At 74.3% G+C, this 26,774-nt stretch carries 22 protein-coding genes and 1 pseudogene; 19 read left to right on the forward strand and 4 right to left on the reverse strand.

The window, feature by feature from the left end; translation table 11 throughout:
• Both ACZ4WV_RS33715 and ACZ4WV_RS33720 read left to right on the forward strand, forming a co-directional pair.
• A pseudogene (locus ACZ4WV_RS33715) lies at positions 1-594 on the forward strand (DEAD/DEAH box helicase); the annotation flags it as partial.
• 21 nt (positions 595-615) lie between these two features.
• Entirely contained in the window at positions 616-1,542 is a 927-nt protein-coding gene (locus ACZ4WV_RS33720) for a tetratricopeptide repeat protein (RefSeq protein ID WP_465752675.1), read from the forward strand.
• Positions 1,543-1,614: 72 nt separating this feature from the next.
• Here the strand turns inward: ACZ4WV_RS33720 and ACZ4WV_RS33725 are convergent, their stop codons facing one another.
• Entirely contained in the window at positions 1,615-2,985 is a 1,371-nt protein-coding gene (locus ACZ4WV_RS33725) for a DUF1015 family protein (RefSeq protein ID WP_465752632.1), read from the reverse strand.
• A gap of 92 nt (positions 2,986-3,077) precedes the next feature.
• Between ACZ4WV_RS33725 and ACZ4WV_RS33730 the strand changes: the two genes are divergently transcribed.
• Positions 3,078-3,626 (forward strand): tetratricopeptide repeat protein, encoded by a 549-nt coding sequence (locus tag ACZ4WV_RS33730; RefSeq protein ID WP_465752634.1) that lies wholly within the window; start codon positions 3,078-3,080, stop codon positions 3,624-3,626.
• Between the two features lie 84 nt (positions 3,627-3,710).
• Complete coding sequence (locus tag ACZ4WV_RS33735) at positions 3,711-4,748, forward strand: HAD-IIA family hydrolase (RefSeq protein WP_465752636.1); 1,038 nt, start codon at positions 3,711-3,713, stop codon at positions 4,746-4,748.
• A gap of 36 nt (positions 4,749-4,784) precedes the next feature.
• Here the strand turns inward: ACZ4WV_RS33735 and ACZ4WV_RS33740 are convergent, their stop codons facing one another.
• Positions 4,785-5,132 carry an alkyl sulfatase C-terminal domain-containing protein gene (locus ACZ4WV_RS33740; RefSeq protein WP_465752638.1) on the reverse strand — a complete coding sequence of 116 codons (348 nt, stop codon included), beginning with the start codon at positions 5,130-5,132 and terminating at the stop codon, positions 4,785-4,787.
• Positions 5,133-5,291: 159 nt separating this feature from the next.
• On the opposite strand from ACZ4WV_RS33740, the gene ACZ4WV_RS33745 reads away from it, so the two are divergent.
• From ACZ4WV_RS33745 to ACZ4WV_RS33760, 4 genes are all read left to right on the forward strand, one after another.
• The gene (locus ACZ4WV_RS33745; protein ID WP_465752640.1) at positions 5,292-6,185 is read left to right on the forward strand and encodes a hypothetical protein; all 894 of its coding nucleotides are present in this window, start codon (positions 5,292-5,294) and stop codon (positions 6,183-6,185) included.
• Positions 6,169-6,366, forward strand: coding sequence for a hypothetical protein (locus ACZ4WV_RS33750; protein ID WP_465752642.1), 198 nt, complete (start codon positions 6,169-6,171; stop codon positions 6,364-6,366). Before ACZ4WV_RS33745 ends, ACZ4WV_RS33750 begins: the two co-directional genes overlap by 17 nt.
• 37 nt (positions 6,367-6,403) lie before the next feature.
• The gene (locus ACZ4WV_RS33755) at positions 6,404-7,210 is read left to right on the forward strand and encodes a TlyA family RNA methyltransferase (RefSeq protein WP_465752677.1); all 807 of its coding nucleotides are present in this window, start codon (positions 6,404-6,406) and stop codon (positions 7,208-7,210) included.
• Positions 7,211-7,301: 91 nt separating this feature from the next.
• On the forward strand, positions 7,302-8,210 hold the full coding sequence (locus ACZ4WV_RS33760) for an NAD kinase (protein ID WP_465752644.1): 909 nt from the start codon (positions 7,302-7,304) through the stop codon (positions 8,208-8,210).
• 19 nt (positions 8,211-8,229) lie between these two features.
• On the opposite strand, the gene yczR is transcribed toward ACZ4WV_RS33760, so the two are convergent.
• On the reverse strand, positions 8,230-9,747 hold the full coding sequence (yczR, locus tag ACZ4WV_RS33765; protein ID WP_465752646.1) for a MocR-like transcription factor YczR: 1,518 nt from the start codon (positions 9,745-9,747) through the stop codon (positions 8,230-8,232).
• A gap of 283 nt (positions 9,748-10,030) precedes the next feature.
• Between yczR and yczE the strand changes: the two genes are divergently transcribed.
• The 3 genes from yczE to ACZ4WV_RS33780 all read left to right on the forward strand — a co-directional run bounded on the left by yczE (position 10,031) and on the right by ACZ4WV_RS33780 (position 13,859).
• Positions 10,031-10,642, forward strand: a complete 612-nt coding sequence (gene yczE, locus ACZ4WV_RS33770) for a membrane protein YczE (RefSeq protein WP_465752678.1) — start codon at positions 10,031-10,033, stop codon at positions 10,640-10,642.
• A gap of 88 nt (positions 10,643-10,730) precedes the next feature.
• On the forward strand, positions 10,731-12,464 hold the full coding sequence (gene recN / locus ACZ4WV_RS33775; RefSeq protein WP_465752680.1) for a DNA repair protein RecN: 1,734 nt from the start codon (positions 10,731-10,733) through the stop codon (positions 12,462-12,464).
• Between the two features lie 228 nt (positions 12,465-12,692).
• Complete coding sequence (locus ACZ4WV_RS33780) at positions 12,693-13,859, forward strand: glycosyltransferase family 4 protein (RefSeq protein WP_465752648.1); 1,167 nt, start codon at positions 12,693-12,695, stop codon at positions 13,857-13,859.
• An 8-nt stretch (positions 13,860-13,867) separates the two neighbouring features.
• On the opposite strand, the gene ACZ4WV_RS33785 is transcribed toward ACZ4WV_RS33780, so the two are convergent.
• Positions 13,868-15,865 carry a glycoside hydrolase family 15 protein gene (locus ACZ4WV_RS33785; RefSeq protein WP_465752650.1) on the reverse strand — a complete coding sequence of 666 codons (1,998 nt, stop codon included), beginning with the start codon at positions 15,863-15,865 and terminating at the stop codon, positions 13,868-13,870.
• A gap of 717 nt (positions 15,866-16,582) precedes the next feature.
• Here ACZ4WV_RS33785 and ACZ4WV_RS33790 point away from each other — a divergent pair.
• The 8 genes from ACZ4WV_RS33790 to scpB all read left to right on the forward strand — a co-directional run bounded on the left by ACZ4WV_RS33790 (position 16,583) and on the right by scpB (position 26,735).
• The gene (locus tag ACZ4WV_RS33790; protein ID WP_465752652.1) at positions 16,583-18,262 is read left to right on the forward strand and encodes a CTP synthase; all 1,680 of its coding nucleotides are present in this window, start codon (positions 16,583-16,585) and stop codon (positions 18,260-18,262) included.
• Positions 18,263-18,368: 106 nt separating this feature from the next.
• Entirely contained in the window at positions 18,369-19,016 is a 648-nt protein-coding gene (locus ACZ4WV_RS33795) for an NUDIX domain-containing protein (protein WP_465752654.1), read from the forward strand.
• 239 nt (positions 19,017-19,255) lie between these two features.
• Positions 19,256-21,301, forward strand: a complete 2,046-nt coding sequence (locus tag ACZ4WV_RS33800; RefSeq protein WP_465752657.1) for an AAA family ATPase — start codon at positions 19,256-19,258, stop codon at positions 21,299-21,301.
• 261 nt (positions 21,302-21,562) lie between these two features.
• On the forward strand, positions 21,563-22,678 hold the full coding sequence (gene ald, locus ACZ4WV_RS33805; protein ID WP_465752659.1) for an alanine dehydrogenase: 1,116 nt from the start codon (positions 21,563-21,565) through the stop codon (positions 22,676-22,678).
• Between the two features lie 425 nt (positions 22,679-23,103).
• The gene (locus ACZ4WV_RS33810; RefSeq protein ID WP_030245868.1) at positions 23,104-24,171 is read left to right on the forward strand and encodes a ParA family protein; all 1,068 of its coding nucleotides are present in this window, start codon (positions 23,104-23,106) and stop codon (positions 24,169-24,171) included.
• Positions 24,168-24,761 (forward strand): hypothetical protein, encoded by a 594-nt coding sequence (locus ACZ4WV_RS33815; protein WP_465752661.1) that lies wholly within the window; start codon positions 24,168-24,170, stop codon positions 24,759-24,761. Before ACZ4WV_RS33810 ends, ACZ4WV_RS33815 begins: the two co-directional genes overlap by 4 nt.
• 175 nt (positions 24,762-24,936) lie before the next feature.
• Positions 24,937-25,833: a segregation and condensation protein A gene (locus ACZ4WV_RS33820; protein WP_465752663.1), complete on the forward strand. Its 897-nt coding sequence runs from the start codon at positions 24,937-24,939 to the stop codon at positions 25,831-25,833.
• 308 nt (positions 25,834-26,141) lie between these two features.
• Complete coding sequence (gene scpB, locus ACZ4WV_RS33825; protein WP_465752682.1) at positions 26,142-26,735, forward strand: SMC-Scp complex subunit ScpB; 594 nt, start codon at positions 26,142-26,144, stop codon at positions 26,733-26,735.
• The last annotated feature ends 39 nt before the right edge of the window (positions 26,736-26,774 follow it).

The following is a 26,774-nucleotide window of genomic DNA, read 5'->3' on the forward strand; positions in this document are numbered from 1 at the left end:
GGTGGCGACCGCCCGTCCGGCGGTAGCTTCCGTCGCGACGACCGCCCCTCCGGCGGTTTCAACCGCGACCGCGGCGACCGTCCGTCCGGCGGTGGCTACCGCCGCGACGACCGCCCCTCCGGCGGTTTCAACCGCGACCGTGGTGACGACCGTGGCGGTTTCCGTCGCGACGACCGCCCCTCCGGCGGTTTCAACCGCGACCGCGGCGACCGTCCGTCCGGCGGTGGCTTCCGTCGCGATGACCGTCCTTCCGGTGGCGGTTTCCGCCGTGACGACCGCCCGAGTGGCTTCCGTCGTGATGACCGTGATGAGCGTCCGCGTCGTGATGACCGGCCGTTCCGTGACCGTGACGACCGTGGTGGCGACCGTCCCTCCGGCGGCAGTTTCCGTCGCGACGACCGCCCCTCCGGCGGTTTCAACCGCGACCGCGGCGACCGTCCGTCCGGCGGTGGCTACCGCCGTGACGACCGCCCCTCCGGCGGTTTCAACCGCGACCGCGGCGACCGTCCGTCCGGCGGTGGTTTCCGCCGGGACGACCGCCGGGACGACCGGGGCGGCGACTACGGCCGTCGGGACTACGACGACCGCCGCGGCAACTACGAGCCGGTCAAGCGCCTGCCGATCCCGGAGGACGTCACCGGCTTCGAGCTGGACGCGGACGTGCGTCAGGAGCTCAAGAGCCTGCCCAAGACCCTCGCGGACGACGTCGCGCGCAACCTGGTGATGGTGGCCCGCCTGCTCGACAGCGAGCCGGAGGAGGCCTACCAGTACTCGCGCGTCGCCCTGCGGCTGGCGTCCCGCGTCGCGGCCGTCCGCGAGGCGGCCGGCTTCGCGTCGTACATGACGCAGCGCTACTCCGAGGCGCTGACCGAGTTCCGTGCCGCCCGTCGGATGACCGGCCGCGCCGACCTGTGGCCGGTGATGGCCGACTGCGAGCGCGGTCTGGGCCGTCCGGAGCGGGCGCTGGCGATGGCCGGTGAGCCCGAGGTGAAGCAGCTGGACAAGGCCGGTCAGGTCGAGATGCGCCTGGTCGCGGCCGGTGCCCGCAGTGACATGGAGCAGTTCGACGCCGCCGTCGTCACCCTGCAGAGCCCGGAGCTGGCCTCCAGCGCCGTGCACCCGTGGACCGCGCGGCTGCGGTACGCCTACGCCGAGGCGCTGATCGCGGCCGGCCGCGGGGAGGAGGCCCGCGACTGGTTCGCCAAGGCCGCCGAGGCCGACACCGACGGGACGACCAACGCCTCCGAGCGCCTGGCCGAGATCGACGGTGTGGAGTTCACGGACGCGCTCGACCCGGAGCAGGTCGAGGAGGAGTCCGGCCAGGACGAGGCCCCGGCCAAGAAGCGCGGCGGTGACATCGCCGACGACCGGGTGATCTTCGAGGACGAGGAGGACGTCGAGGAGTACTACGACGAGGACGACCTCGAGATCGACGAGGAGTTCGACGGCGTGGTGCCCGGGCGTTCCCAGGACGCCGCGGCCGGCGAGAAGCGGTCCGAGCCGGCCGCGAAGGCCGAGGACGAGGACGACGCGCAGCGCTGACCGTCCCTGAAACGCCGTGAGGCCCTGCCGATCCCCCCGAGGGAGCGGCAGGGCCTCACGGCGTTCGGGACGCTAGCCCAGGGTGAGGTTGCGCAGTACCAGCCCGGTGGCCGGCTTCGGCCCGAAGGACGTGGACTTGCGCGGCATGGTGACGCCCTGTTCGGCCAGCCGCCGGACCACGCTCTCCCGGACCGGGTGGAGCAGGACGGCGGTGCCGCCGGTGCGGGCCGCTTCGCGCTCGGCGGCCGCGGCGGTGTGCAGGTAGCCGATGTGGTCCGGGCCGTCGGGGACGTGCCAGGTGTGGTCGAGCAGGGTGGCGTGCAGGACGGTGGCGTCCAGGTGGCGCCACTCCTCGGGCCGGTCGTGCGGCACGGTCGCGTCGAGCAGGGACTCCTCGGGTTCGCCGAGCAGCCAGTAGACGCCGTCGCCGCCGGTGAGCAGGAAGCCGTTGCCGCCGTGCCGTTTCTGCTCGGCGAGTGCCTGGAGCGCCGTGGGCAGCGGGCCGGGGACCTCCTTGACCGTCCAGTGGTCACCGAGCTTCTCCAGCGCCTCGGCGACCGGCAGCCGGTACAGCACCCGGTGGATGGCCCGGACCCGCAGGGGATAGCGGGCGGTGTCCACCAGGAGCACCATGCCGCGGTCCCACGGGCTGCGCGGCAGGTGGCGGTGCTCGCGCTGGAGGCGCAGGTACATCTCCCAGCGGTGGTGGCCGTCGGCGATCAGCGCCCGGCAGGTGGACAGGTCGCGGCTGATCTCGGCGATCTCGGCGGGGTCGGTGACGGCCCACAGACGGTGGTGGGTGCCGTCGCTGGTGGCGGTGGAGAGCAGCGGCTCGCCCTCGACCGTCCGCTCGATGACGCCGGAGGCCCCGCCGTTGCCGCGGTAGGTGAGCAGCAGGGGTTCGAGGTTGGCCCGGGTGGTGCGCATCAGGCCGACCCGGTCGGCGACCGGACGGGGCATGACGTCCTCGTGCGGGAGGACCACGCCGGCTTCGCGGCCGCTGACGGCGAGGGCGCCGATCAGGCCGCGCTGGAGCAGTTCGGGGGAGTCGCCGGTGGCGGGCACGCGCTGTTCGTAGACGTAGATCGCGGGGGCCGGGTCGGCGGCGAGCACGCCCTCGCGCTGCCAAGCGGCCAGCAGCCGGGCGGCGTGCCGGTACTTGGTGTCGCGGTCGGGGCGGTCACCGGCGTCCTCGGGCTCCGGGCGGGGCAGGATCAGCCGGACCACGTTGTGCGGGTCGGCGGTCTCCAGGTCGAGTCGGCGCCCCGGGTCGACGACGTCGTAGGGCGGGGACATCACCGCGGACAGCGCGCCGACCCGGCCGGGGACGTAGCGCAGGCCCCGGAAGGGGGACAGGGACAGGCCTGCGGTGGCGACGTGCCCGGGATCGCCGGGGCCGCCCTCGGGAGTCTCGACTCCGTCTTCTGCACTGGGTGCGCTCATTCTGGGCATGGTAACCGGGTACGCGTTGTTGAAAGATCTGATTACCCGTGCCGGCTCGGAGGGCGGGCGAGCGATCGAGGGCGAGGTACGGCATGGACGACGGGCGGGGAAGACGGACGGAGGACGGCGGGCCGGGGGAGGGCGTGTCGGCGGGGAGCGTCCCGGCCCAGGGCCGGCCCGGGGAGCCGGCGGGCGACGTCTACGACTGGTTCCGCCGGGGCGCGCAGCTGCTGGCCCAGGGGCATGCGGCGGCCGCGGGCCAGTTGCTCGCCCGGGCGGCGGAGGCCGAGCCGCACTCGCGCAGCATCCGGGAGGCGCTGGCCCGGGCCCAGTTCGACGCCGGCTCGTACGCGGCAGCGCTGGAGAACTTCCGGGCCGTCGCGTTGGCCGATCCGGCGGACGACTACGCTCAGTTCGGGTGGGGCGTCGCGGCGGCCCGGTTGGGCGACTTCGAGACGTCCGCCGAGCACCTGGCGCTGGCCGTGGCCATGCGGCCGGAGGCCGACCACTACCGGGAGGCGTTGCGGCAGACCCGGGCCACCCTGGCGGCTCGCGCCGGGGCGTACGGTCCGTTGCTGCCGGGCGCACCGGGGTACCGGGAGGCCGGGGAGCGGCCCGCGGGCGTCGACGACGACGGCTGAACGGGCAGGTACGAGCAGGGCAGTTGTCGAACGCGGCGATCCGCAGTGAACGGGGTGGCCCGCAGTGAACGAGGTAGCGCAGGCATGACCGACACGGACACCACGACGGCACGGACCGCCCCCGGCGGCAGCGACGGCCCGCTGACCGAGGCGTACGACACCGCGCTGCTGGACCTGGACGGCGTGGTCTACGCCGGCCCGCACGCGATCGAGCACGCGGTGGACTCGCTGGCGGCGGCCCGGCGGGCCGGGCTGCGGCTCGCATACGTGACCAACAACGCCTCCCGCCCGCCGCGGGTGGTGGCGGAGCACCTGACCGAGCTGGGGGTGCCGGCCGAGCCGGCGGACGTGATCAATTCGGCCCAGGCGGCCGCCCGGGTGGTGGCCGAGAAGGTTCCGGCCGGGGCGAAGGTGCTGGTCGTGGGTGGTCTGGGACTGGAGGAGGCGCTGGCCGAGCGCGGGTTGGTGCCGGTCCGTTCGCTGGACGACGAGCCGCTCGCGGTGGTCCAGGGCTTCGACCCGTCGGTGGGCTGGCCGCAGCTGGCGGAGGCCGCGTACGCGGTGCGCGGCGGGCTGCCGTGGGTGGCCTCCAACACCGACATGACGGTGCCGACGGCGCGTGGCATCGCGCCCGGCAACGGGACGCTGGTCGCGGCGGTCCGGGCGGCGACCGGGGTGGAGCCGGAGGTGGCCGGCAAGCCGCTGCCGCCGATGCACCGGGAGACGGTGCTGCGGACGGGCGCGCGCCGGCCGCTGGTGGTCGGGGACCGCCTGGACACCGACATCGAGGGTGCGTTCAACGGCGGGGTGGACAGTCTGCTGGTGTTCACCGGGGTGACCACGCCGGCGCAGCTGCTGGCCGCGCCGGTCGAGCACCGGCCGACCTACCTGGCGGCGGACCTGCGCGGTCTGCTGGTCCCGCATCCGGCGGTGACGGCGCGCGACGGCGGCTTCGGCTGCGGCGGATGGGTCGCCCGGACGGACGGCGGCGAGCTGCGGCTGAGTGGGTCCGGGGACCGCTGGGACGGTCTGCGGGCGCTGTGCGCGGCCGCGTGGACGGCGTCGGACGGGGACGGCGGGCCGGTGGACGGGCGTAAGGCGCTCGCCGAGCTCGGCTTCTGACCCGGCGGGTCGCCGGGGTCGTCGGGCGGTCCGGCGTCAGAGCAGGGTGCGCAGCCGCAGCAGATCGCGGAGGCCCGCCTCCAGCTTGACCCGGCCGCTCGCCCAGGCGGAGGCGAAGTTGAGCTCACCGCCGACCAGGGCGACCAGGTCGTCGCTGGCCATGGTGAGGCGGATGTCCGCCTTGGTGGCGGGCGGGCCGGGCGTGGTGACGACGTCGTGAATCCGGCCGTCGCGCAGCTGTCCGGCGAAGGTCAGGTCGAGGTCGGTGATCCGGCAGCTGAGCGAGCGGTCGAGGGCGGCGGCCTTGCGGACGTCGCCGGTGGAGTCGGCCATGTTCCGGCTGAGCTGTTCCAGTGCCTCGCGGCACTCCTCGGCGTTCGCCATGGCGGTGGCTCCATCCCCAGGTCACTACGGTGCTCTGACTGCCGGGCCACGGTACCTCAGGAGGGTTTTGGCGGTAGCGTCGTCAGTGGGGTGCCCGGAAAGGCCCGGGCACCGACGGCGACGGAGCGATGCGCGCACAGGCGCTAAGGAGGCACCCGGATGCTGCCGAAGACGGTGCGGGGAGCGGTGGCGGCCGCCACCTCGGTGGTGGAGGAGGTCGGCAAGCGGGTCGTCGGCACGGCGACCGCGATCCTGGAGCGGACCGGAGTCGACGTCGCCGAGGTCGAGCGCAAGCTCGGCGGGCAGTTCCCGCCGTCCCCCCAGACGCTGCAGACGCTGGCGGAGGAGGCGGTCACCGCCGGGCGGGCCGGCGTGGACCTGGCCGTCGGCGTGGCGCGCAACGAAGTGGAGAAGGCCTTCGAGAAGGTCGGCGACCAGGTGACCAAGGTCGGCGTGGTGCTGGCGTACCTGGAGAGCAAGCTGCGCGAGGTCGAGGCGGAGCCGGCCGCGGCGAAGCCCGGGCCGGACGCGGACGAGCCCGCACAGCGGCCGACGCCGGCGCCTCGGGCGGACGACCTGTTCGGGCGCGGCTGGGAGTACGAGAACGAGCGCCCGGCGGACGAGCCGATAGTGACCCAGCGGGTGGAGGTGGACGAGCCGGTCGAGGTGGATCCACCGGTCGCGGGGGAGCCGGCGGACGGTAAGGGCGCCCCGGGCAGGGAGTCGACGGCGAAGAAGACCACGACGAAGAAGACCACGGCGAAGAAGGCGACGGCGAAGAAGGCCGCCCCGGAGAAGGCCGCCGCCAAGAAGACCGCCCCGGCGAAGAAGACCAGCGCCGCGAAGAAGACCACCGAGGCGAAGAAGACCGCCCCGGCGAAGAAGACCGCCGCCGCCGAGAAGGCCACCGACACCACGGACAAGCCGACCGCCACGGAGAAGGGCCGACGGACGGACTCTCAGCCCCCGGCGCCGGCCGAGCCCGCCGCGACGAAGCGGACCACCGCCCGCAAGGCCACCAGCACGAAGAAGCCCGATGCCCGAGACGAGTGAACCCACCCCGCCGGCCGAGCCGCTCGGCGTCGAACTGCTGCCCACCGGCCACGCCGGGGTGGACGCCGGGCTGGCCCGGCTGGAGGCGCTGGACGGGGTCCCGGCGGAGGCACACGTCGCGGTGTACGAAGATGTTCACCAACGGCTCGCCGACACGCTGGCCGCACTCGACCGGGAATGACCCCGCAGGACTCGTAGGAGCTGAAACACCAGTGGCAGTGGCACGACGCCGACTCGACGCGGAGCTGGTCCGCCGCAAGCTGGCCCGGTCGCGCGAGCACGCGTCCGAGCTGATCGCGGCCGGGCGGGTGACCGTCGGCGGCACCACCGCGACCAAGCCGGCCACCCAGGTGGAGACCGCGGCGGCCGTCGTGGTGGCCGCGGACGAGAACGACCCCGACTACGTCTCGCGCGGCGGCCACAAGCTCGCCGGGGCGTTCGCGGCCTTCGTGCCGCAGGGCCTGGTGGTCGAGGGGCGTCGGGCGCTGGACGCGGGCGCCTCCACCGGCGGGTTCACCGACGTGCTGCTGCGGGCCGGGGCCGCCCACGTGCTGGCCGTGGACGTGGGCTACGGACAGCTCGCCTGGTCGCTGCAGAGCGACGATCGGGTCACCGTGATGGACCGCACCAATGTGCGCGAGCTGACCCTGGAGTCGATCGGCGGCGAGCCGGTCGACCTGGTGGTCGGTGACCTGTCCTTCATCTCGCTGGGCCTGGTGCTTCCGGCGCTGGCGGCCTGCGCGGCCGAGGACGCGGACCTGGTGCTGATGGTCAAGCCGCAGTTCGAGATCGGCAAGGAGCGGCTCGGCAGCGGCGGAGTGGTGCGCAGCCCGCAGCTGCGCGCCGAGATGGTCCGCCAGGTGGCGGGGCAGGCGTGGGAGCTCGGGCTGGGCGTGCGGGCGGTCACCGCGAGCCCCCTGCCGGGGCCGTCCGGGAACGTCGAGTACTTCCTCTGGATGCGCCGGGACGCCCCGCAGCTGGACCCCGCGGAGGCGGACCGGGCCGTCGCGGAGGGGCCCCGATAGGGTGCTCTGCGAGCGTCCGGCCCGTCCTGCTGTACGGCGCGGCCGCACCGGGCCAAGGGCGACCCGGTAGACGTAGGGAGAGGGCAGCGGCATGAGCGATGAAGAACGTACGGTCTTCCTGATCGCGCACACCGGCCGGGAGGCGGCGCTGCGCAGCGTCGAGGGCCTGGTGCACGGGCTGCTGAAGGCGGGCCTGCGGATCAGACTGCTGGAGGCCGAGGCGGTGGACCTCGACCTGCCGGGCGGGGTCGAGAAGGTGGCCGAGGGGCCGGGGGCGGCGGACGGCTGCGAGCTGATCCTGGTCGCCGGCGGGGACGGGACGCTGCTGCGCGGTGCGGAGTTGGCGCGCTCGCACGGGTTGCCGATGCTGGGGATCAACCTGGGCCGGGTCGGCTTCCTGGCCGAGGCCGAGCGGGACGACCTGGCCGTGGTGGTCGAGCGGGTGGTCGACGCCGACTACGAGGTCGAGGAGCGGATGACGATCGACGTGATCGTCCGCACCAACGGCGATGTGGTCCACCAGGACTGGGCGTTGAACGAGGCCTCGATCGAGAAGGCGTCCCGGGAGCGGATGCTGGAGGTGGTGACCGAGGTGGACGGTCGCCCGGTCTCCAACTTCGGCTGCGACGGGGTGGTCTGCGCGACGCCGACCGGCTCGACCGCGTACGCGTTCTCCGGTGGCGGGCCGGTGGTGTGGCCGGAGGTGGAGGCGCTGCTGATGGTGCCGATCTCCGCGCACGCGCTGTTCGCCCGGCCGCTGGTGACCTCGCCGGACTCGGTGCTGGCGGTCGAGGTGCAGCCGAAGACCCCGCACGGGGTGCTCTGGTGCGACGGACGGCGTTCGGTCGAACTGCCGGCCGGGGCGCGGGTGGAGGTGCGCCGGGGGCAGACACCGGTGCGGCTGGCCAGGCTGCACCGGGCGCCGTTCACCGACCGGCTGGTGGCCAAGTTCGCGCTGCCGGTGACGGGTTGGCGCGGGCGGTCGAACACCGCGCACTGACGGGGCTGCTGACGGAACGTCAGACGGCCAGCGGCTGGGCCTCGTCGGCCGGGCCGAGTCGGCCGCCCGCCGCCGCGCGGGCGGCCAGCGCGGCGAGCCGCTGGACGGCGGCGGGCACGGCCCCGGCCGGTACGGTGAGCGGCAGCCGGATGTGGTGCTCGAAGGCGCCGTCCGAGCCGAACCGGGTGCCGGCGGCGATCCGGATCCCGCCGCGCTCCCCGGCATGAGCCAGCGCGGCGCCGGACAGGCCGTCGGTGGAGACCCACAGGGCCAGGCCGCCGGGCGGCACCCGGAACCGCCAGTCGGGCAGGTGCTCGGGCAGTGCGTCGGCGAAGGCGTGCGCGGTGGCCCGCAGCCGCTCCAGCTGGTGCGCGCGGACGGCGCCGAGCGGTTCGCCCATCAGCTCGGCGGCGATCAGCTGGTCGAGCACCGGCGTGCCGACGTCGCTGTAGACGCGTTCGGTGGCCAGCCGCCGCACGAGCGCGGGCGCGGCCCGCACCCAGCCGATCCGCAGGCCGCCCCAGAGCAGCTTGCCGGCCGAGCCGACGGTGACCACCTGGGCCGAGCGGTCCAGTGCCGCCACCGGGCGCGGCAGTGGTGCGGACTCCGGCACGCCCCAGCCGAGTTCGCTGGTGGTCTCGTCCACCAGCACGATGCTCCCGGCGGCCCGGGCGGCGGCCAGCAGCTCACGGCGCTGCTCCTCGTCGATCAGCGCGCCGGTCGGGTTGTGGAAGTCCGGGATGACGTAGGCGGCCTTCGGCGCCGCGCCCCGCAGCACCCGCTGCCACTCGCTCAGGTCCCAGCGCGGCTCCTCCGCGTCCCAGCGGGACCGCGGCGGCGCGTACGGCACCGGCACCAGCCGCGCCCCGCTGAGGCGCAGGGCCTGCAGGGTGTGGGCGTAGCTGGGGGCCTCGACGGCGACCCGGTCGCCGCGGCCGATCAGGACGCGCTGGACGAGGTGCAGGCCGCCCATCGCGCCGGTGGTGATGAGGATCTGGTCGGGGGTGGTGGGCAGGCCGCGCTCGATGTAGCGGCGGGCGACGGCCTCGCGCAGCACCGGGACGCCGGTCGGGTAGTGGCCGTGGCCGGTCGCGTAGTGGGGGAGCAGCTCGACGGCCCGGGCGGCGGCCTGGCCGAGCCAGGGCTGCGGGGCGGGCAGCGCGGCGACGCCGAGGTCCAGGATGCTGCCCTGCTCGTCCGGCGGGACGGGGTGCAGGGCGTCGCTGGGCGGCGGGGCGCCCTCGGGCAGGGCGGTCCAGCTGCCGGAGCCGCGGCGGCTGAGCAGGTAGCCGTCGCCGCGCAGGGTCTCGTACGCGGTGGCGACGGTGGTGCGGCTGAGTTCCAGGGCGGAGGCGAGTTCGCGTTCGGCGGGCAGTCGGGCGCCGACCGGCAGCCGGCCCTCGGTCACCAGCAGCCGGATCTGGCCCGCCAGGGTGCGGTAGGCGGGGCGGCGCGCGGCGGCCGGCTCGGGGAGCCGAGCGGTGGAGAGCAGCCGGGCCAGTGCGGGCGGGGTGACGGTGGTGTGCCAGTCGGCCATGGCGCTTTTCAGTCCACTTGCTCGGGATTGGCCCTGTCGCGGGCTTCTTTGGCCCGTTCATCATGGCAGGGCGGCCGTCGCGCCGCCACCACCGGGGCCGCCCCGGGGTGCGGCACCACCCGCAGGAGCACCATTGGCCACCACCGACGCGTCCACCACCCCCGCCGGCCCCGCGGCCACCCCTACCGCCACGCCCACCGTGACCACCGTCACCACGCCCGCTCCCGGCCCGGAGCGGACCCGGCCGGGCCCGCTCGTCCGCGTCCTCGGCGACACCCACGCGCTGGGCCGCCGGCTCCCGCAGCTCTTCGTCGGCCTGGGCCTGTACGGCGTGAGCATGGCGCTGATGCTCCGTTCCGGCCTCGGCCTGGACCCGTGGGACGTCTTCCACCAGGGCCTGCAGCGGGTGCTCGGCCTCACCGTGGGCGCCTGGGTGACGATCTGCGGGGCCCTGGTGCTGCTGCTGTGGATCCCGCTGCGCCAGCGCCCGGGCCTGGGCACCGTCGCCAACGTGCTGGTGATCGGCGCGGCCATGGACCTCACCCTGAAGCTGGTCGGCGGCCCGGAGGCCCTGCCCGCCCGGATCGCGCTGATGGCCGGCGCGATCGTGCTCAACGGCCTGGCCTCCGGCCTCTACATCGGCGCCCGCTTCGGCCCCGGTCCGCGCGACGGCCTGATGACCGGCCTGCACCGGCGCACCGGGCGTTCGCTGCGGCTGGTCCGCACCGCGATCGAGGTCGCGGTGCTGGTGGCGGGCGTCCTGCTGGGCGGCACCGCCGGGGTCGGCACGGTCGCGTACGCGCTGGCCATCGGCCCGCTGGTGCAGCTGTTCCTGCCGTGGTGCACCGCGCCCGCGGCCGGAGACACCGCGCCGCAAACGCCCCGGAAGGGATGAACTTCCGGGCACGAAGTTGCCGCGCGCCGTTGCCGCTCGTCGCGCTCCGGGGGCGGAACCTCGTAAGGTCGTCTCCGTGTTGGACGAGATGCGGATACGGGATCTTGGGGTCATCGACGATGCGGTGGTCGAGCTGGCCCCCGGCTTCACCGCCGTGACCGGTGAGACCGGCGCCGGCAAGACCATGGTCGTGACCAGCCTCGGGCTGCTGCTCGGCGGCCGCGCCGACCCGGGCCTGGTGCGCAACGGCTCCGGACGCGCCGTCGTGGAGGGCCGGCTGGAACTGCCCGCGGACTCCCCGGTGGCGGTCCGCGCCGCCGAAGCCGGGGCGGAGCTGGACGACGGAGCCCTGCTGATCAGCCGGACCGTCTCCGCCGAGGGCCGCTCCCGGGCGTACGTCGGCGGCCGGGCCGTGCCGGTCGGGCTGCTCACCGAGCTCGGCGAGGACCTGATCGCGGTGCACGGGCAGACCGACCAGCAGCGGCTGCTGCGCCCCGCCCGGCAGCGCGGTGCGCTGGACCGCTACGCGGGTGAGGCGGTGGCCGAGCCGCTGGCCCGCTACCGGGAGACCTACCGGGCCCTGCGCGAGGTCTCGGCCACCCTGGAGGAGCTGACCACCCGGGCCCGCGAGCGCGCCCAGGAGGCCGACCTGCTGCGCTTCGGCCTGGACGAGATCGCCGCCGCCGAACCGGTGGCCGGGGAGGACACCGAGCTGGCCGCCGAGGCCGAACGGCTCGGCCACGCTGACGCGCTGTCCTCCGCCGCGACCCTCGCCCACGCCGCCCTGGCCGGCGACCCGGCCGACCCGGAGGCGCTGGACGCGGGCACCCTGCTCGCGCAGTCCCGCCGGGCCCTGGACGCGGTGCGCCACCACGACGAGCGGCTCGCCGCCCTCGCGGACCGGCTGAACGAGGTCGGCTACCTGCTCGCCGACGTGGCCGGAGACCTGGCCGGCTACGCCGACGACCTGGACGCCGACCCGGTGCGCCTGGCCGCGGTCGAGGACCGCCGGGCCGTCCTGGCCCAGCTGCTGCGCAAGTACGGCGGCGAGGAGAACACCCTGGCCGAGGTGCTCGCCTGGGCCGAGGCGGGGGCCGCCCGGCTCGCCGAACTCGACGGCGACGACGACCGGATCGACCAGCTGGGCGCCCAGGAGACCGAGCTGCGGGCGGAGTTGGCGGAGCTGGCGGCCGAGGTGTCGGCCGCCCGGCAGGCCGCCGCCGGCCGCTTCGCCGAGGCCGTCTCCGCCGAACTCGCCGAACTGGCCATGCCGCACGCCCGGGTGACCTTCTCGATCACCCAGGTCGAGGACCTGGCCGGGATCGAGGTGGACGGCCGCACCGTCGCGTACGGGCCGCACGGCGTGGACGAGGTCGAGGTGCTGCTCGCCCCCCACCCGGGCGCCCAGCCCCGCCCGATCGCCAAGGGCGCCTCCGGCGGTGAGCTGTCCCGGGTGATGCTCGCCGTCGAGGTCGTCTTCGCGGGCGCCGACCCCGTCCCCACCTACCTGTTCGACGAGGTCGACGCGGGCGTCGGCGGCAAGGCCGCGGTCGAGATCGGCCGTCGGCTGGCGAAACTGGCCGAAACGGCCCAGGTCGTGGTGGTCACCCACCTCCCGCAGGTCGCCGCCTTCGCGGACCGGCACCTGGTGGTGGAGAAGACCCACGACGGCACCGTGACCCGCTCCGGCGTCAAGGTACTGAACGACGAGGAACGGGTGCGCGAACTCTCCCGGATGCTGGCCGGCCTGGAGGACTCGGAGCTGGGCCGCGCCCACGCCGAGGAACTGCTGGCCACAGCCCGGGCCCCGCGCCAGCGTTAGGAACCGGTCCGGCGAAAGACCCGCCGGACCGACCCCCCGAGCCGGCCCCTCCAGCGGGTCCGGCGGACCTCGCGGCACGACGACGCGCCCCGGCGGCGCCGACTGTCCAAGAGGGCCGCCGACCTGGCATGGTGGCGGCTGGACACTGGCTTTCCAGTCCCGAGCGCCGCCGGGCGGGCAACCCTCGCGAAGCGGCGCGCGAACCTGATCGAGTCGGAGCGAGACGACGTGGACCATTCCGCCGCCCGGGCCACCGCGGCCGCCCCGGAACCGGGGCAGCTGCGCGTGGTCCTCGTCCTGGCCGCCAGCACCGGCGGCATCGGTGCGCACGTGCGCTCCCTGGCCCAGGGCCTGGTTGCGCACGGCGTGATCGTCACCGTCTGCGCGCCGGCCGGCACCGACGCGCTGTTCGGCTTCTCCCGCACCGGCGCCCGGTTCCACACCGTCGACATCACGCCCACGGCGGGCGCCCGCAGCGACGCCACCGCGATCGGCGAACTGCGCCGGGCCTTCACCGCCGCCGACGTGGTGCACGCCCACGGGCTGCGTGCCGGGCTGCTGTCGGACCTGGCGCTGCGCACCGCCGGCCGCTTCCCCGGCCTGCGTCCGGAGACCCCGCTGGTGGTCACCTCGCACCACGCGCTGCTGGCCACCGGCATGGAACGCCGGCTGCAGCGGCTGATGGAACGGCGGGTGGCGCGCGCCGCCGACCTCGTCCTCGGCGCCTCCTCGGACCTGGTCGCCCGGGCCCGCGAACTCGGCGCCACCGACGCCCGGCTGGGCCCGGTGGCCGCGCCGCCGATGCCGGAGGGCCGGCTCGCGCGCTCGGAGGCGCGCGCCGCGCTGCTCGGCGACGGCCCGGACCGGCCGCTGGTGCTGGCGGTGGGCCGGCTCGTCCCGCAGAAGGCCTTCGGGCTGCTGCTGGACGCCACCCGCGAGCTGTCCGCGCTGGACCCGGAGCCGCTGGTGCTGCTCGCCGGGGACGGCCCGGAGGCGGGCGCGCTGCGCGAGCGGGTGGCCGCCGAGAAGCTGTCGGTGCGCCTGCTCGGCTACCGCACCGACGTGCCCGACCTGCTGTCCGCCGCCGACGTGGTGGTGGTCTCCAGCCGCTGGGAGGCCCGCTCGCTGGTGGTCCAGGAGGCGATGCGGGCCGGCGTGCCGGTGGTCGCCACCGCCGTCGGCGGCATCCCCGAACTGGTCGGCGACGCCGCCGTCCTGGTGCCCCCGGGCGATCCGTCGGCGATCGGACGGGCGGTGCGCGGCCTGCTGGTCGACCCGGCCCGCCGCGAGGAGCTGGTGGCGGCCGGCCGGCAGCAGGCCGAGACCTGGCCGGACGAGGCCGCCACCGTCGCCCAGGTGCTCAGCACCTACGACGAACTCGTGCAGCGGAGCTGAGGCAAGCGCTAGACCGTCGCCTGCTCGACCCGGTCGGCGGCCCGGCCGTCCGGCTGGGCCGACAGGTAGGCGGCGCCGGAGGCGGTCAGCCGCAGGGCGGTGTCGATCAGCGGGACGTGGCTGAAGGCCTGCGGGAAGTTGCCGACCTGGCGCTTGAGCCGCGGGTCCCACTCCTCGGCGAGGAGGCCGAGGTCGTTGCGCAGCGACAGCAGCCGGTCGAACAGCTCGCGGGCCTCCTGCACCCGGCCGATCATGGCGAGGTCGTCGGCCAGCCAGAACGAGCAGGCCAGGAAGGCGCCCTCGTGGCCTGAGAGGCCGTCGACGTTGTTGCCGGACTCGTCGTGGGTCGGGTAGCGCAACACGAAGCCGTCCTCGGTGGACAGCTCGCGCTGGATCGCCTCGATGGTGCCGATCACCCGCTTGTCGTCCGGCGGCAGGAAGCCGACCTGCGGGATGAGCAGCAGCGAGGCGTCCAGCTCCTGGCTGCCGTAGTACTGGGTGAAGGTGTTGCGCTCCGGGTCGTAGCCCTTGTCGCAGACGTCCCGGTGGATGGTGTCGCGCAGTTCGCGCCAGCGCTCCAGGTGGCCGTCGGCGGGGGCGTCCTCGGGGGTCTGTTCCAGCAGCTTGATGGTGCGGTCGACGGCGACCCAGGCCATCACCTTGGAGTGGACGAAGTGCCGGCGGGGGCCGCGGACCTCCCAGATTCCCTCGTCCGGGTTCTGCCAGTGGTCCTCCAGGTACTCGATCAGGCGCAGCTGGAGGTGGTGGGCGTGGTCGTTGCGGACCAGGCCGGTCATGTGGGCCAGGTGGAGCGCCTCGACCACCTCGCCGTAGACGTCGAGCTGGAGCTGCCCGGCGGCGCCGTTGCCGATCCGGACGGGCTGGGAGCCCTCGTAGCCGGGCAGCCAGTCGAGCGAGGACTCGGTGAGCTCGCGCTCGCCGGCGATGCCGTACATGATCTGCAGGTTCTCCGGGTCCCCGGCGACGGCGCGCAGCAGCCACTCGCGCCAGGCCTTGGCCTCCTCGCGGTAGCCGGTGCGCAGCAGTGAGGAGAGGGTGATCGCGGCGTCGCGCAGCCAGGTGTAGCGGTAGTCCCAGTTGCGCTCGCCGCCGATGTCCTCGGGCAGGGAGGTGGTGGGGGCGGCGACGATGCCGCCGGTGGGGGCGTAGGTGAGGCCCTTGAGGGTGATCAGCGAGCGGACCACGGCCTCGCGGTAGGGGCCCTGGTAGGTGCACTGGTCGGCCCACTCGTGCCAGAAGTCGGCGGTGGCGTCGAGCATCGCCTCGGCGTCCGGGACGGCCGGCGGGTCGAGGTGGGAGGCCTGCCAGGTGAGGGCGAAGGCGATCCGATCGCCCGCGCGGACGGTGAAGTCGGCGTAGGTGGTGAGGTCGCGGCCGTAGGTCTCGGAGTCGCCGTCCAGCCAGACCGAGTCGGGGCCGGCCATGGCGACGGTGCGGTGGGTGCCGTCGGCCTGCTCGATCCGGTGCACCCAGGGGACGATGCGGCCGTACGAGAAGCGCATCCGCAGCGCCGAGCGCATCCGCACGATGCCGGCCACGCCCTCGACGATCCGGATCACCTGGGGGACGGCGTCCTTGCCGGCCAGCGGGCGCGGCGGCATGAAGTCGATCACCCGGACGGTGCCGCCCTGGGCGTCCCACTCCTGCTCGAGGATCAGCGAGTCGCCCCGGTAGCGGCGCCGGTCGGCGGGCACGGCGGGGGCGGCGGCGGTGGGCGGGGGCACGCGCAGCTCGGCGGGGGTGGCGATGCGGACCCGGCCCGCGGCGGTGGCGGCCGTGGCGGCGGGGGCGGGGACCTCGGTCAGGACGGCTTCGGCCGGGCCGATCCGCCAGAAGCCGTGTTCATCGGTGCCCAGCAGGCCGGCGAACACGGCCGGCGAGTCGAAGCGGGGAAGGCAGAGCCAGTCCACCGCCCCGTCCCTGCTGACCAGGGCAGCGGTCTGCATGTCCCCGATGAGTGCGTAGTCCTCGATACGGCCGGCCACGTGGATCTCCAGTTCGCAATGTGGTCAGGGCATCGGCGAACGGGGGAGCGAGCGGTCTGCGGGGCCGGGGTCCACCCCGGGACGTCCGGTCCGCCGGGGGTGGTGGCGGGCCTTGCTGGAGTGTCCGCGCGGGGCTCGGTCGAGCCCCTGAGGTGGGTGGGGAGGAGCTGGAAACGGGGAGGTCCGGTCGCGCATCGGGGACCGGGAGTGTCCCTGACCCTCCCACGCCCTCCGCGTGCTCGTGCTGTCGCGATGCGTCCGTGCAGCTTACGACGGACGAAAGGGGCGAAGCACGCGGACGCCGCCCCGTGTGGCGCCGCAATTCGGCGGAAATGCCGTGCATCGCGGGGGCCGGGCGCAGGATGGCACGGAAGGATCACCTCCGGGTGGCCGTAACGGAGGGGCCGGCATGGCCCGGACGGAGGCTTCCGGCTGGCCCACTCCGGGGGGTGGTGCGACCGGTGTGACTCATGCGGCGCACGATGCGCCGGTGGTGCGCGGGGCGCACGCTCCCGGAGCGCCGCGCGCGGCCCGAACGGCGACCCGGTCGGGTCACTGATACCCTGGTATCCCGTGGACCGGTGGGATCAAACGCCCCGGACCAGCCGAACCGACGACCCTTCGAGCGCCGAGCACAGAGCCGGCCTCCCGTCGCCCGGCGAGCCGAGAGCCTCCCGCCCACGTCACCTTCGACACGCGACCCACGGGAGCCCCCTCTTGGCACAGCCCCATTCCGGCAAGGTAGCGAACGGCCGCGCCGTGACGACCAAGCACCTCTTCGTCACCGGGGGTGTCGCCTCTTCGCTCGGCAAGGGCCTCACCGCCTCCAGCCTCGGCGCGCTGCTCAAGGCCCGCGGCCTGCGCGTGACGATGCAGAAGCTCGACCCGTACCTCAACGTGGACCCGGGCACCATGAACCCGTTCCAGCACGGCGAGGTCTTCGTGACCGACGACGGCGCCGAGACGGACCTGGACATCGGCCACTACGAGCGGTTCCTGGACACCAACCTGCACGGCTCGGCGAACGTGACCACCGGCCAGGTGTACTCGACCGTCATCGCCAAGGAGCGCCGCGGCGAGTACCTGGGCGACACCGTCCAGGTCATCCCGCACATCACCAACGAGATCAAGTCCCGGATCCGCCGGATGGCGACCGAGGACGTCGACGTGGTGATCACCGAGGTCGGCGGCACCGTCGGCGACATCGAGTCGCTGCCCTTCCTGGAGGCCGTCCGCCAGGTCCGCCACGAGGTCGGCCGGGACAACGTGTTCTTCGTGCACGTCTCCCTGCTGCCGTACATCGGCCCCTCGGGCGAGCTCAAGACCAAGCCCACCCAGCACTCCGTGGCCGCGCTGCGCAACATCGGCATCCAGCCGGACGCCATCGTGCTGCGCGCCGACCGCGAGGTCCCGCAGGCGATCAAGCGCAAGATCTCGCTGATGTGCGACGTGGACGAGGAGGCCGTGGTCGCGGCCATCGACGCCAAGTCGATCTACGACATCCCGAAGGTGCTGCACGGCGAGGGCCTGGACGCCTACGTGGTGCGCCGGCTCGACCTGCCGTTCCGCGACGTGGACTGGACCACCTGGGACGACCTGCTGCGCCGCGTCCACGAGCCGCAGCACATCGTCAAGGTCGCCCTGGTCGGCAAGTACATCGACCTGCCGGACGCCTACCTGTCGGTGACCGAGGCGCTGCGCGCCGGCGGCTTCGCCAACAACGCCCGGGTCGAGATCAAGTGGGTCACCTCGGACGACTGCGAGACCCCCGAGGGCGCCCGGGCGCAGCTGGGTGACGTGGACGCGATCTGCATCCCCGGCGGCTTCGGCGACCGCGGCGTCAACGGCAAGGTCGGCGCGATCACCTTCGCCCGCGAGAACAAGGTCCCGCTGCTCGGCCTGTGCCTGGGCCTGCAGTGCGTCGTCATCGAGGCGGCCCGCAACCTGGCCGGCCTGCCCGAGGCCAACTCCACCGAGTTCGACGCCGCCGCCAAGCACCCGGTCGTCTCCACCATGGCCGAGCAGCTGGCGATCGTCGACGGCAAGGGCGACCTGGGCGGCACCATGCGGCTGGGCCTGTACCCGGCCAAGCTCGCCGAGGGCTCCATCGTGCGCGAGGTCTACGGCGGCGAGCAGTACGTCGAGGAGCGCCACCGCCACCGCTACGAGGTCAACAACGCCTACCGCGCCGACCTCGAGAAGACCGGCCTGGTGTTCTCCGGCCTCTCGCCCAAGGGCGACCTGGTCGAGTACGTCGAGTACCCGCGCGAGGTGCACCCGTACCTGGTGGCCACCCAGGCCCACCCGGAGCTGAAGTCGCGCCCGACCCGCCCGCACCCGCTGTTCGCGGGCCTGGTCAAGGCCGCCATCGGCATCAAGACCGCGGTCTCCGAGTAGTTTTCCTCTCCTCGGCCTCGGTCGTTCACCGGACGGCGGCCCCGCGATTCCCGCGGGGCCGCCGTCCGGCGTTAGATTGTGTCGTACTGACGAAAAGGGGAGAGCGATGGACGAGCAGAGCGACCTGGTGATCACCGACACGGCCGAGGAGTGGGAGGTCCGCGGGAGCGAGACGCCGTTCCAGGGCAAGGTCACCGGCGTGCGCAGCGAGGAGGTCCGGATGCCCGACGGCAGCTGGGCCCGCCGCGACTACCAGACCCACCCCGGCTCGGTCTCGGTGCTCGCCCTGGACGGCGAGCAGCGGGTGCTGATCCTGCGGCAGTACCGCCATCCGGTCCGCCAGCGGCTGTGGGAGCTGCCGGCCGGCCTGCTCGACGTGCCCAGGGAGAACCCGTGGCGCGCCGCGCAGCGGGAGCTGTTCGAGGAGGCGCACTGCAAGGCCGACACCTGGCGGATCCTCGTCGACTACTACACCTCGCCCGGCGGCACCGACGAGGCGCTGCGGATGTTCCTGGCCACCGACCTGTCGGCGGCCGAGGGCGAGCGCTACGAGGCCGAGGGCGAGGAGCAGGAGATCGAGGTCGCCTGGGTTCCGGTGCCCGAACTGATCCGGCTGATCCAGGCCGGGCAGCTGCACAACCCCACGCTGGTCATCGGCACCCTCGCCGTGCACGCCGCACTCACCGGCCCGGACGGCCTGGACGCGCTGCGCCGACCGGACGCGCCGTGGCCGGCCCGCCCCTTCGAGGGGTGAGCGAACCGAGGCCCGAGCCCCCTCCGAGGCGTGGGCGAACGACCCGGGTTGATGCCTTGGGGTGATTTGCCGGTTCGTACGACCGGATGTCACCTCTATCGGGCCGGACGGTCGAACTACGCTTCGCAGGGAGGGCGCCCGTGCCGGGCCGCCTCCGCCGAGCGCCGGCACCTGACCAGCCGGACGCCGGGCGCGGGAAGACGTCGGGAGTGGCACGGGTGGCGAGGAAGACGGCGACGATGGACCCCGGCACGGACGCGCGCGTCGGTGCCGTCCCCGGTTTGGAACGGCTGCCCGCCGGGCCCGCGCTGTTCGTCGGGCGGCGGGCCGAGCTCGCCGCACTCCGGGCCGCCGCGGCCCGTCCGGTGAGCGGCCGCTGCCCGGTGCTGGTGGTGGCCGGGCGCCCCGGCTCCGGACGGACCGCCCTCGCCGTCCGCTTCGCCCGCACCGTCGCGGCCGACTACCCGGACGGCGTGCTGTTCGCCCGGCTGTCCGCCCCCGACGGCGGGCGGGTGCCGCCGGGCCGGGCGGCCAGACTGCTGCTGGAGCAGCTCGACCCGCAGGCCGCCGTACCGCTGCCCGGGATCGTGGCGGACGGGCGCGACGAGCCGGGTTGCACCGCGCTGCGGGAGGCGCTGGCGGGGCTGCGGGTCCTGCTGGTGCTGGACGACGTGCGGGACGCGGGCCAGGTGTGGCCGCTGCTGGCCGAGGAGCCCGGCTGTCTGGTGCTGGCCACCACGGCCGGACCGCTCACCGGGATCGAGGACATCGACCCGGTGATCCTCGGCGGCCTGGACCGGCAGGCCTCCGGCGAACTGCTGGCCGATCTGGTCGGCGGCACCCGGATCTCCTGCGATCCGGTCGGCGGGGCCGACCTGGCCGAGGCCTGTGCGGCCCGGCCGGCCGCCCTGCGGCTGATGGCTGGATGGCTGCGCGGCAATCCGAAGACCGCGGTCACGGACGCGGCGCGGGAACTGGCCCGGGTGGTCGAGGAGGAGTCGGCGGCCGCGGGCGGCGGGGCGGGCAAGGCCGGCCGGACCGGCAAGGCGGCCAAGGCGGCCAGAGCCAGGGCCGCCGCCGAAGCCGCCAGGAAGAAGGAGGGCCCGCAGCAGCCGGCGGAGGACCGGGCCGCGGAGGCCGCCGCCGCACCCGAGCCGGCCGGCGACCCGTCGACCTGGGTCAAGCCGGGGCCGGAGCCGGCCGAACCGGTGCCCGTCCCCGACAGCGACCCGCTGATCGGCGCCTTCACCCTGGTCTACCGGACCCTGCCGGCCGCCCAGGCGCGGATGCTGCGCACCCTGACCCTGGCCCCGGCGCAGACCGCCGACCCGCGCACCGCCTCCGCCCTGGTCGGCTGCCCGGCTCCGGAGGCCGCCGCGACGCTGGCCGCGCTCGCCGAGCGGGAACTGCTCGGCGAGGAGGCCCCGGCCGCCGACGGCACCCCGCGCTACCGGGTGCCCGGGAGGCTCTACCCGCGGCTGGTCCGGCTGCGCGAGCGGGAGGACCGGCCCGCCGAGACCGAGCTCGCCCGGGCCCGGCTGCTGGAGCGGCTGGTCCGGCTCACCGAGTCGGCCCGCGCCCTGCTCGACCCGTCCGGCGGCGGTCCGGCGCCCGAGCCGCTGCCCGCCGCCCTGCGGCTGACCTCCGCCGCGCACGCCCGGGACTGGCTGCTCGGTGAGCGCGAGCTGCTGCTCGGCGCGGTGGCCGACGCGATCGGCCAAGGTGACCTGGACGGCTCGGCCGGGCGGCTGGTCACCGCCCTGCTGCGGTCGCTGCCGCTGACCGGCGCCGCCGCCCCCGCCGACCTCTACCGGCTGCACGAGCTGGTGCTCACCGTGGCCGAGCGCAACGGTCGCCCCCGCCGGGCCTCGGCCGCGCTGCTCAACCTGGGGGACCTCCAGGCCACGGCGGGCCGGTGGGAGCAGGCCGCCGCGCACTACCGGGCCGCCCTGGAACACGCCCGCACGGCCGGGGACGAGCCGCTCTGCGCCCGGGCCCTGGAGGGCGCGGCCGGCTGCCACCGGGCGCTCGGCGACGCGATTCGCGCCGCCGACTGGTACGGGCGGGCGCTCGGCCTGCGGCAGTCGCTCGGCGACCATGCGGCCGAGGCCCGGCTGCTGGCCCGGATCGCCGAGGCGCACACCGCGCAGCGCCGCTTCGACGAGGCCGAACGGGAGTACCGGGCGGCGCTGGCACTGCTGCGCCGGATCGGCGACGAACCCGGGCGGGAGGCCGTCGGGGCGGCCCTCGCGGACCTGCGGGAACGCGTCGACGCCGGGTGGTGACAGCGGTTTCAGAGGTATCGTCGGAAGTGCCCGGTTGTAGCAGCTATGGCAGGTAGTAGCCGGTGGAAGCCTACGAACCTGCCAATGTGTTCGGCGAAATTATTCGATTTGGAAGGCTGACACGCCGCCTGGGCTTCATTACACTCGAACTCAGTCGCGCAGCGATCCCCTGCCCCGGGCTGCCCGGAGGCTTCCCCACGTGCGCGTCGCCCACCGGTCTTCTCCGGTCGGGACCCCCATGGCAAGAGGACGTGTTTAGCCGTGAAGGTCGGCATCCCCCGCGAGGTCAAGAACCACGAGTACCGCGTGGCCATCACGCCCGCCGGCGTGCATGAGCTGGTCCGCAACGGACACGAGGTCTACATCGAGGACAACGCCGGTCTCGGCTCCTCGATCCCCAACGAGGAGTACGTGGCCGCCGGCGCCACCATCCTCCCCACCGCCGACGAGGTGTGGGCCACCGCCGACCTGCTGCTGAAGGTCAAGGAGCCCATCGCCTCCGAGTACCACCGGCTGCGCAAGGGGCAGACCCTCTTCACGTACCTGCACCTGGCGGCCGACCGGGCCGGCACCGACGCGCTGATCGCCTCGGGCACCACCGCCATCGCGTACGAGACGGTGCAGCTGGGCAACGGCGCGCTGCCGCTGCTCGCCCCCATGTCCGAGGTCGCGGGCCGACTGGCCCCGCAGGTCGGCTCGTACCACCTGATGCGCCCGGCCGGCGGCCGCGGCGTGCTGCCCGGCGGCGTGCCCGGCACCCACCCGGCCAAGGCCGTCGTCATCGGCGGTGGCGTCTCCGGTTGGCACGCGGCCACCATCGCCATCGGCATGGGCTACGAGGTGACCCTGCTCGACCGCGACATCAACAAGCTGCGCGAGGCCGACCGCATCTTCGGCACCAAGATCAAGGCCATCATGTCCAACTCCTTCGAGCTGGAGAAGGCCGTCCTGGACGCCGACCTGGTCATCGGCGCCGTGCTGATCCCGGGCGCCAAGGCGCCGAAGCTGGTCACCAACGAGCTGGTCTCCCGCATGAAGCCGGGCTCCGTGCTCGTCGACATCGCCATCGACCAGGGCGGCTGCTTCGAGGACTCGCGCCCGACCACGCACGACGACCCGACCTTCCAGGTCCACGACTCGGTCTTCTACTGCGTCGCCAACATGCCGGGCGCCGTCCCGAACACCTCCACCTACGCGCTCACCAACGCCACCCTGCCGTACGTCATCGAGCTGGCGAACCGCGGGTGGAAGGAGGCGCTGCGCCGCGACTCGGCGCTCGCCAAGGGCCTCAACGTGCACGAGGGCCAGATCACCTTCCCGGCCGTGGCCGACGCCTTCGGCCTGGAGTCGGTCACGCTGGACAGCGTGCTCGCCTGATCTCCCTGACCGCACGGCGGTCGTTCGCCCCCGACCCGATTCCTTCAGGTCGGGGGCTTCGCCGTGCCCGTGAACGGTCGGCGGACCGGGCGGGTCGCTCTGTCGTCAATTCCCGCGGGTGGGGTCAACCGACCGCGGAAACGTTAGGGTCATAGGCCCACTCATCCCTTGACAGCAGCCCGCCCGATAGTCGACACATCGTGCCCACTACCGTGGATTGTGTTGCTGCGAACGCCTTGAACGGCCTAGAGTCGCAAACCGTCGGCATGCTGCCACGCTGACGAATCGACATAGAGTCCTGGATGCCCAAGGAGGTAAGACGACTTGTGAATGAGTCGACAATTGCTCCCGGGGGTGGTCAGCCAGGACTGGCGGAGCACACCGCCGGCCAGCCGAGTGAGGAGCCCGGGGCCCGGCAGCCCTCCGTGGGCTCGGCCGAGGTCGGCTCGGTCGCACTCCGCACTTTCGAAGCACGCCAGAACACAGCACAGGTGACCACGGTGACCGATCACGACGCCGACTTGGCGGCCTACGGCCTGGCCTACGGCGAGTTCGCCTACGGCGCCTACGACGACCCGGACGCCGAGTACGAGCCGGACCCGGAGTACGCCGCCACGCTGGCCCCCGACGCCGCGCGCCAGCGCCGCGAGCGGGTCGGCCCGACCGGCCGTCCGCTGCCGTACTTCCCGATCCCCGCGCCGGTCGCCGAGCACGGCCCCGCCCAGATCATCGCCATGTGCAACCAGAAGGGCGGCGTCGGCAAGACCACGTCGACCATCAACCTGGGCGCGGCGCTGGCCGAGTACGGCCGCCGGGTGCTGCTCGTCGACTTCGACCCGCAGGGCGCCCTGTCGGTCGGCCTCGGCGTCAACCCCATGGAGCTGGACGTCACCGTCTACAACCTCCTCATGGAGCGGGGCCTGACGGCCGACGAGGTGCTGCTGAAGACCGCCGTCCCGGGCATGGACCTGCTGCCCTCCAACATCGACCTCTCCGCCGCCGAGGTGCAGCTGGTCAGCGAGGTGGCCCGGGAGTCCGCGCTGGCGCGCGCCCTGAAGCCGCTGCTGCCCGACTACGACTACGTCATCATCGACTGCCAGCCCTCGCTGGGCCTGCTGACGGTCAATGCGCTGACGGCCGCTCACAGCGTGATCGTGCCGCTGGAGTGCGAGTTCTTCGCGCTGCGCGGTGTCGCGCTGCTGACCGAGACCATCGAGAAGGTGTGCGAGCGGCTCAACCCCGAGCTGCGTCTGGACGGCATCCTCGCGACCATGTACGACTCGCGCACCGTGCACAGCCGTGAGGTGCTGGCGCGGGTCGTCGAGGCGTTCGGCGAGCACGTCTTCCACACCGTCATCGGGCGGACCGTGCGCTTCCCGGAGACCACCGTCGCCGGTGAGCCCATCACCACGTACGCCACCAACTCGGTCGGGGCCGCCGCCTACCGCCAGCTCGCCAGGGAGGTGCTCGACCGGTGCCGCCCCGCCGAGTGAGTCTCCCGGGTGCCGACGAGCTGTTCCGGACCACCGGCGGGATGGCGCTGTCGCCGTCCCTCGCGCCGCGTCCGGCCGTCGAGGCATCCAGACCGGAGACCGCGCGGACCGTCAACGGCACGGACGGCGCCGAGGGCGCCCACGGTGTCCAGGACGACCGGCGGGCGTCGCAGGAGCAGCAGTCGGCCGCCGCGGTGCCGTCGCCCGCGCAGCCGCCCGTGCAGCGGCCCGCCGGGGACCAGGGCGCCGGATCGGCCGCCAACGGCGCGTCCGGCGGCCGGGGCGCCCCGCCGGCCCGGACGCACGCGGGCGCCGCCGAGGAGCAGACCGGTGCCGCCGGGCGCGCCCGGCCGCGGGGCCGCGCACCGCGCCGCCCGAGCGGACGCGAGCGGCACGACGAGAAGATCACCGTGTACGTCTCCGCCGAGGAGCTCATGGACCTCGAGCACACCCGGCTGGTGCTGCGCGGCGAACACGGACTGGCCGTGGACCGTGGGCGGATCGTCCGGGAGGCCATCGCGGTCGTCCTGGCGGACCTTGAGCAGCGCGGCGAGGCCTCGATCCTGGTCCGGCGGCTGCGCGGCCGGTAGGGCCCGCCCTACGGGCACTGGGCACCGGGCATTGGGCACCGGATGTCGGGCAGCGGGCGCCGGGCAGTGGGTGTCGGGCGCGTCGCCCGTCGACGGCCGGGGCCTCGGGCTGCCGACGGCGTGTCGGCGGGCCGCAGGGCGGGTCGGCGCCGCGGGCGGGTGAAGATGGACCGTCATGCCGAGCACCGCCGAACCAGCCGCCACCGCAGCCGCCACCGCCGTGAACCCGACCGAGGACGAGCCCCGGGGCGGTTTCCACGTCCGACTGGAGAACTTCGAAGGCCCCTTCGACCTGCTGCTCAGCCTGATCGCCAAGCACAAGCTGGACGTCACCGAGGTGGCGCTGGCCACGGTGACGGACGAGTTCATGGCGCACATCCGGGCGATGGGGCCGGACTGGGACCTGGACGCGGCGACCGAGTTCCTGGTGGTGGCCGCCACCCTGCTGGACCTCAAGGCCGCCCGGCTGCTGCCCGCGGCCGAGGTCGAGGACGAGGAGGACCTCGCCCTGCTGGAGGCGCGGGACCTGCTGTTCGCGCGGCTGCTGCAGTACCGGGCGTACAAGCGGGCCGCAGCGGTGTTCGGCGAGCGGTGGGCGGCCGAGCTGCTGCGGCGGCCGCGGACGGTCGGTCTGGAGCCCCGGCACGCGGAACTGCTGCCCGAGGTGGTGATCACCATCGGGCCGGAGGGGCTGGCCCGGCTCGCCGCCAAGGCGATGGAGCCCAAACCGAAGCCCGTCGTCTACGTGGACCACATCCACAGCCCGCCGGTCAGCGTGCGCGAGCAGGCCGGGCTGGTGGTCGACCTGCTCACCGGGCTGGGGGAGGCCACCTTCCGGCAGCTGGTCGCGGACGCGCCGGACACCCTGGTGGTGGTCGCCCGCTTCCTGGCCCTGCTGGAGCTGTACCGGGAGCGGGTGCTCGCCTTCGAGCAGCCGGAGGCGCTCGGGGAGCTGCGGGTGCGCTGGGTGGCCGAGGAGGGCCGGGGCGCGGTCGAGGTGACGGACGAGTTCGACCGGCCCCCGGGCGGGGCCGCGGACGAGGACGAGGCGAAGGAGGACCGGCGGCGATGAGTGCCGGGAACGACGGCGGACGGCCCGTGCGCCGCCCGCTCGGCCTGCCGGGGCAGCCGAGGGCGCAGGAGTGGCTGGAACCGGCCTTCGAGCTGCTGCCGGAGCCGGGGGTGCCCGTGGTGCCCGTGGTGCCCGTGGTGGACCCCGGGCCGCGGGTGGTGCACCAGAAGTCGGCCGGGCCGGGGTCCGGCCTGCCGGAGGAGCCGGTCGGCCTGGACGGCCTGGACGGTCTGGACGGGCGGGAGCGGCCGGAGGAACCCGGGGAGCCGGCGGGGCCCGGGCTGCGGGCCGAGCTGGAGGCGATCCTGATGGTCGTCGACGAGCCGGTCACCGAGGAGCGGCTGGCCGGCGTGCTGGAGCGGCCGCGGGCCGAGGTGGCCGGTGCGCTGCGCGAGCTGTCCGCCGAGTACGAGGCGGCCGGCCGGGGCTTCGACCTGCGGCTGGTGGCCGGCGGCTGGCGGTTCTACAGCCGCGGCACTTGCGCCGGGGCGGTCGACCGCTTCCTGCTGGACGGCCAGCAGGCGCGGCTGACCCAGGCCGCGCTGGAGACCCTGGCGGTGGTCGCGTACCGGCAGCCGGTCTCCAGATCGCGGGTTTCCGCCGTCCGTGGTGTGAACTGTGACGGCGTGATGCGTACCCTGGTACAGCGAGGACTGGTGGAAGAGGCCGGATCCGAGCCCGAAACAGGTGCGATCCTGTATCGGACGACGAACTACTTCCTGGAACGGATGGGGCTCCGCGGCTTGGACGAGCTGCCGGAGCTCGCTCCCTTCCTGCCCGAGGTCGACGACGTGGAAGCGGAGTCCCTGGAGGGCACGATGATCGCGGACGCGGTCGCCGTCGCTGCCGCGCAGGCTGCGGACGGCAGTGGCGAGGCCGGTCGGGCAGCGCACGATCGGTAGGGGAGAGGTGAGGTCGGCCGAAACGACCGCACATCCCAG

The organism is Kitasatospora sp. NPDC029312 (assembly GCF_055569215.1).

What these genes read in the sequence shown, in the direction of transcription:
- ACZ4WV_RS33725 (WP_465752632.1), bottom strand. Translation starts at nt 2,985, where the DNA reads ATGAGCGCACCCAGTGCAGAAGACGGAGTCGAGACTCCCGAGGGCGGC.
- ACZ4WV_RS33730 (WP_465752634.1), top strand. Translation starts at nt 3,078, where the DNA reads ATGGACGACGGGCGGGGAAGACGGACGGAGGACGGCGGGCCGGGGGAG.
- ACZ4WV_RS33735 (WP_465752636.1), top strand. Translation starts at nt 3,711, where the DNA reads ATGACCGACACGGACACCACGACGGCACGGACCGCCCCCGGCGGCAGC.
- ACZ4WV_RS33740 (WP_465752638.1), bottom strand. Translation starts at nt 5,132, where the DNA reads ATGGCGAACGCCGAGGAGTGCCGCGAGGCACTGGAACAGCTCAGCCGG.
- ACZ4WV_RS33745 (WP_465752640.1), top strand. Translation starts at nt 5,292, where the DNA reads ATGCTGCCGAAGACGGTGCGGGGAGCGGTGGCGGCCGCCACCTCGGTG.
- ACZ4WV_RS33750 (WP_465752642.1), top strand. Translation starts at nt 6,169, where the DNA reads ATGCCCGAGACGAGTGAACCCACCCCGCCGGCCGAGCCGCTCGGCGTC.
- ACZ4WV_RS33760 (WP_465752644.1), top strand. Translation starts at nt 7,302, where the DNA reads ATGAGCGATGAAGAACGTACGGTCTTCCTGATCGCGCACACCGGCCGG.
- yczR (WP_465752646.1), bottom strand. Translation starts at nt 9,747, where the DNA reads ATGGCCGACTGGCACACCACCGTCACCCCGCCCGCACTGGCCCGGCTG.
- recN (WP_465752680.1), top strand. Translation starts at nt 10,731, where the DNA reads ATGCGGATACGGGATCTTGGGGTCATCGACGATGCGGTGGTCGAGCTG.
- ACZ4WV_RS33795 (WP_465752654.1), top strand. Translation starts at nt 18,369, where the DNA reads ATGGACGAGCAGAGCGACCTGGTGATCACCGACACGGCCGAGGAGTGG.
- ACZ4WV_RS33800 (WP_465752657.1), top strand. Translation starts at nt 19,256, where the DNA reads ATGGACCCCGGCACGGACGCGCGCGTCGGTGCCGTCCCCGGTTTGGAA.
- ACZ4WV_RS33820 (WP_465752663.1), top strand. Translation starts at nt 24,937, where the DNA reads ATGCCGAGCACCGCCGAACCAGCCGCCACCGCAGCCGCCACCGCCGTG.
- scpB (WP_465752682.1), top strand. Translation starts at nt 26,142, where the DNA reads ATGGTCGTCGACGAGCCGGTCACCGAGGAGCGGCTGGCCGGCGTGCTG.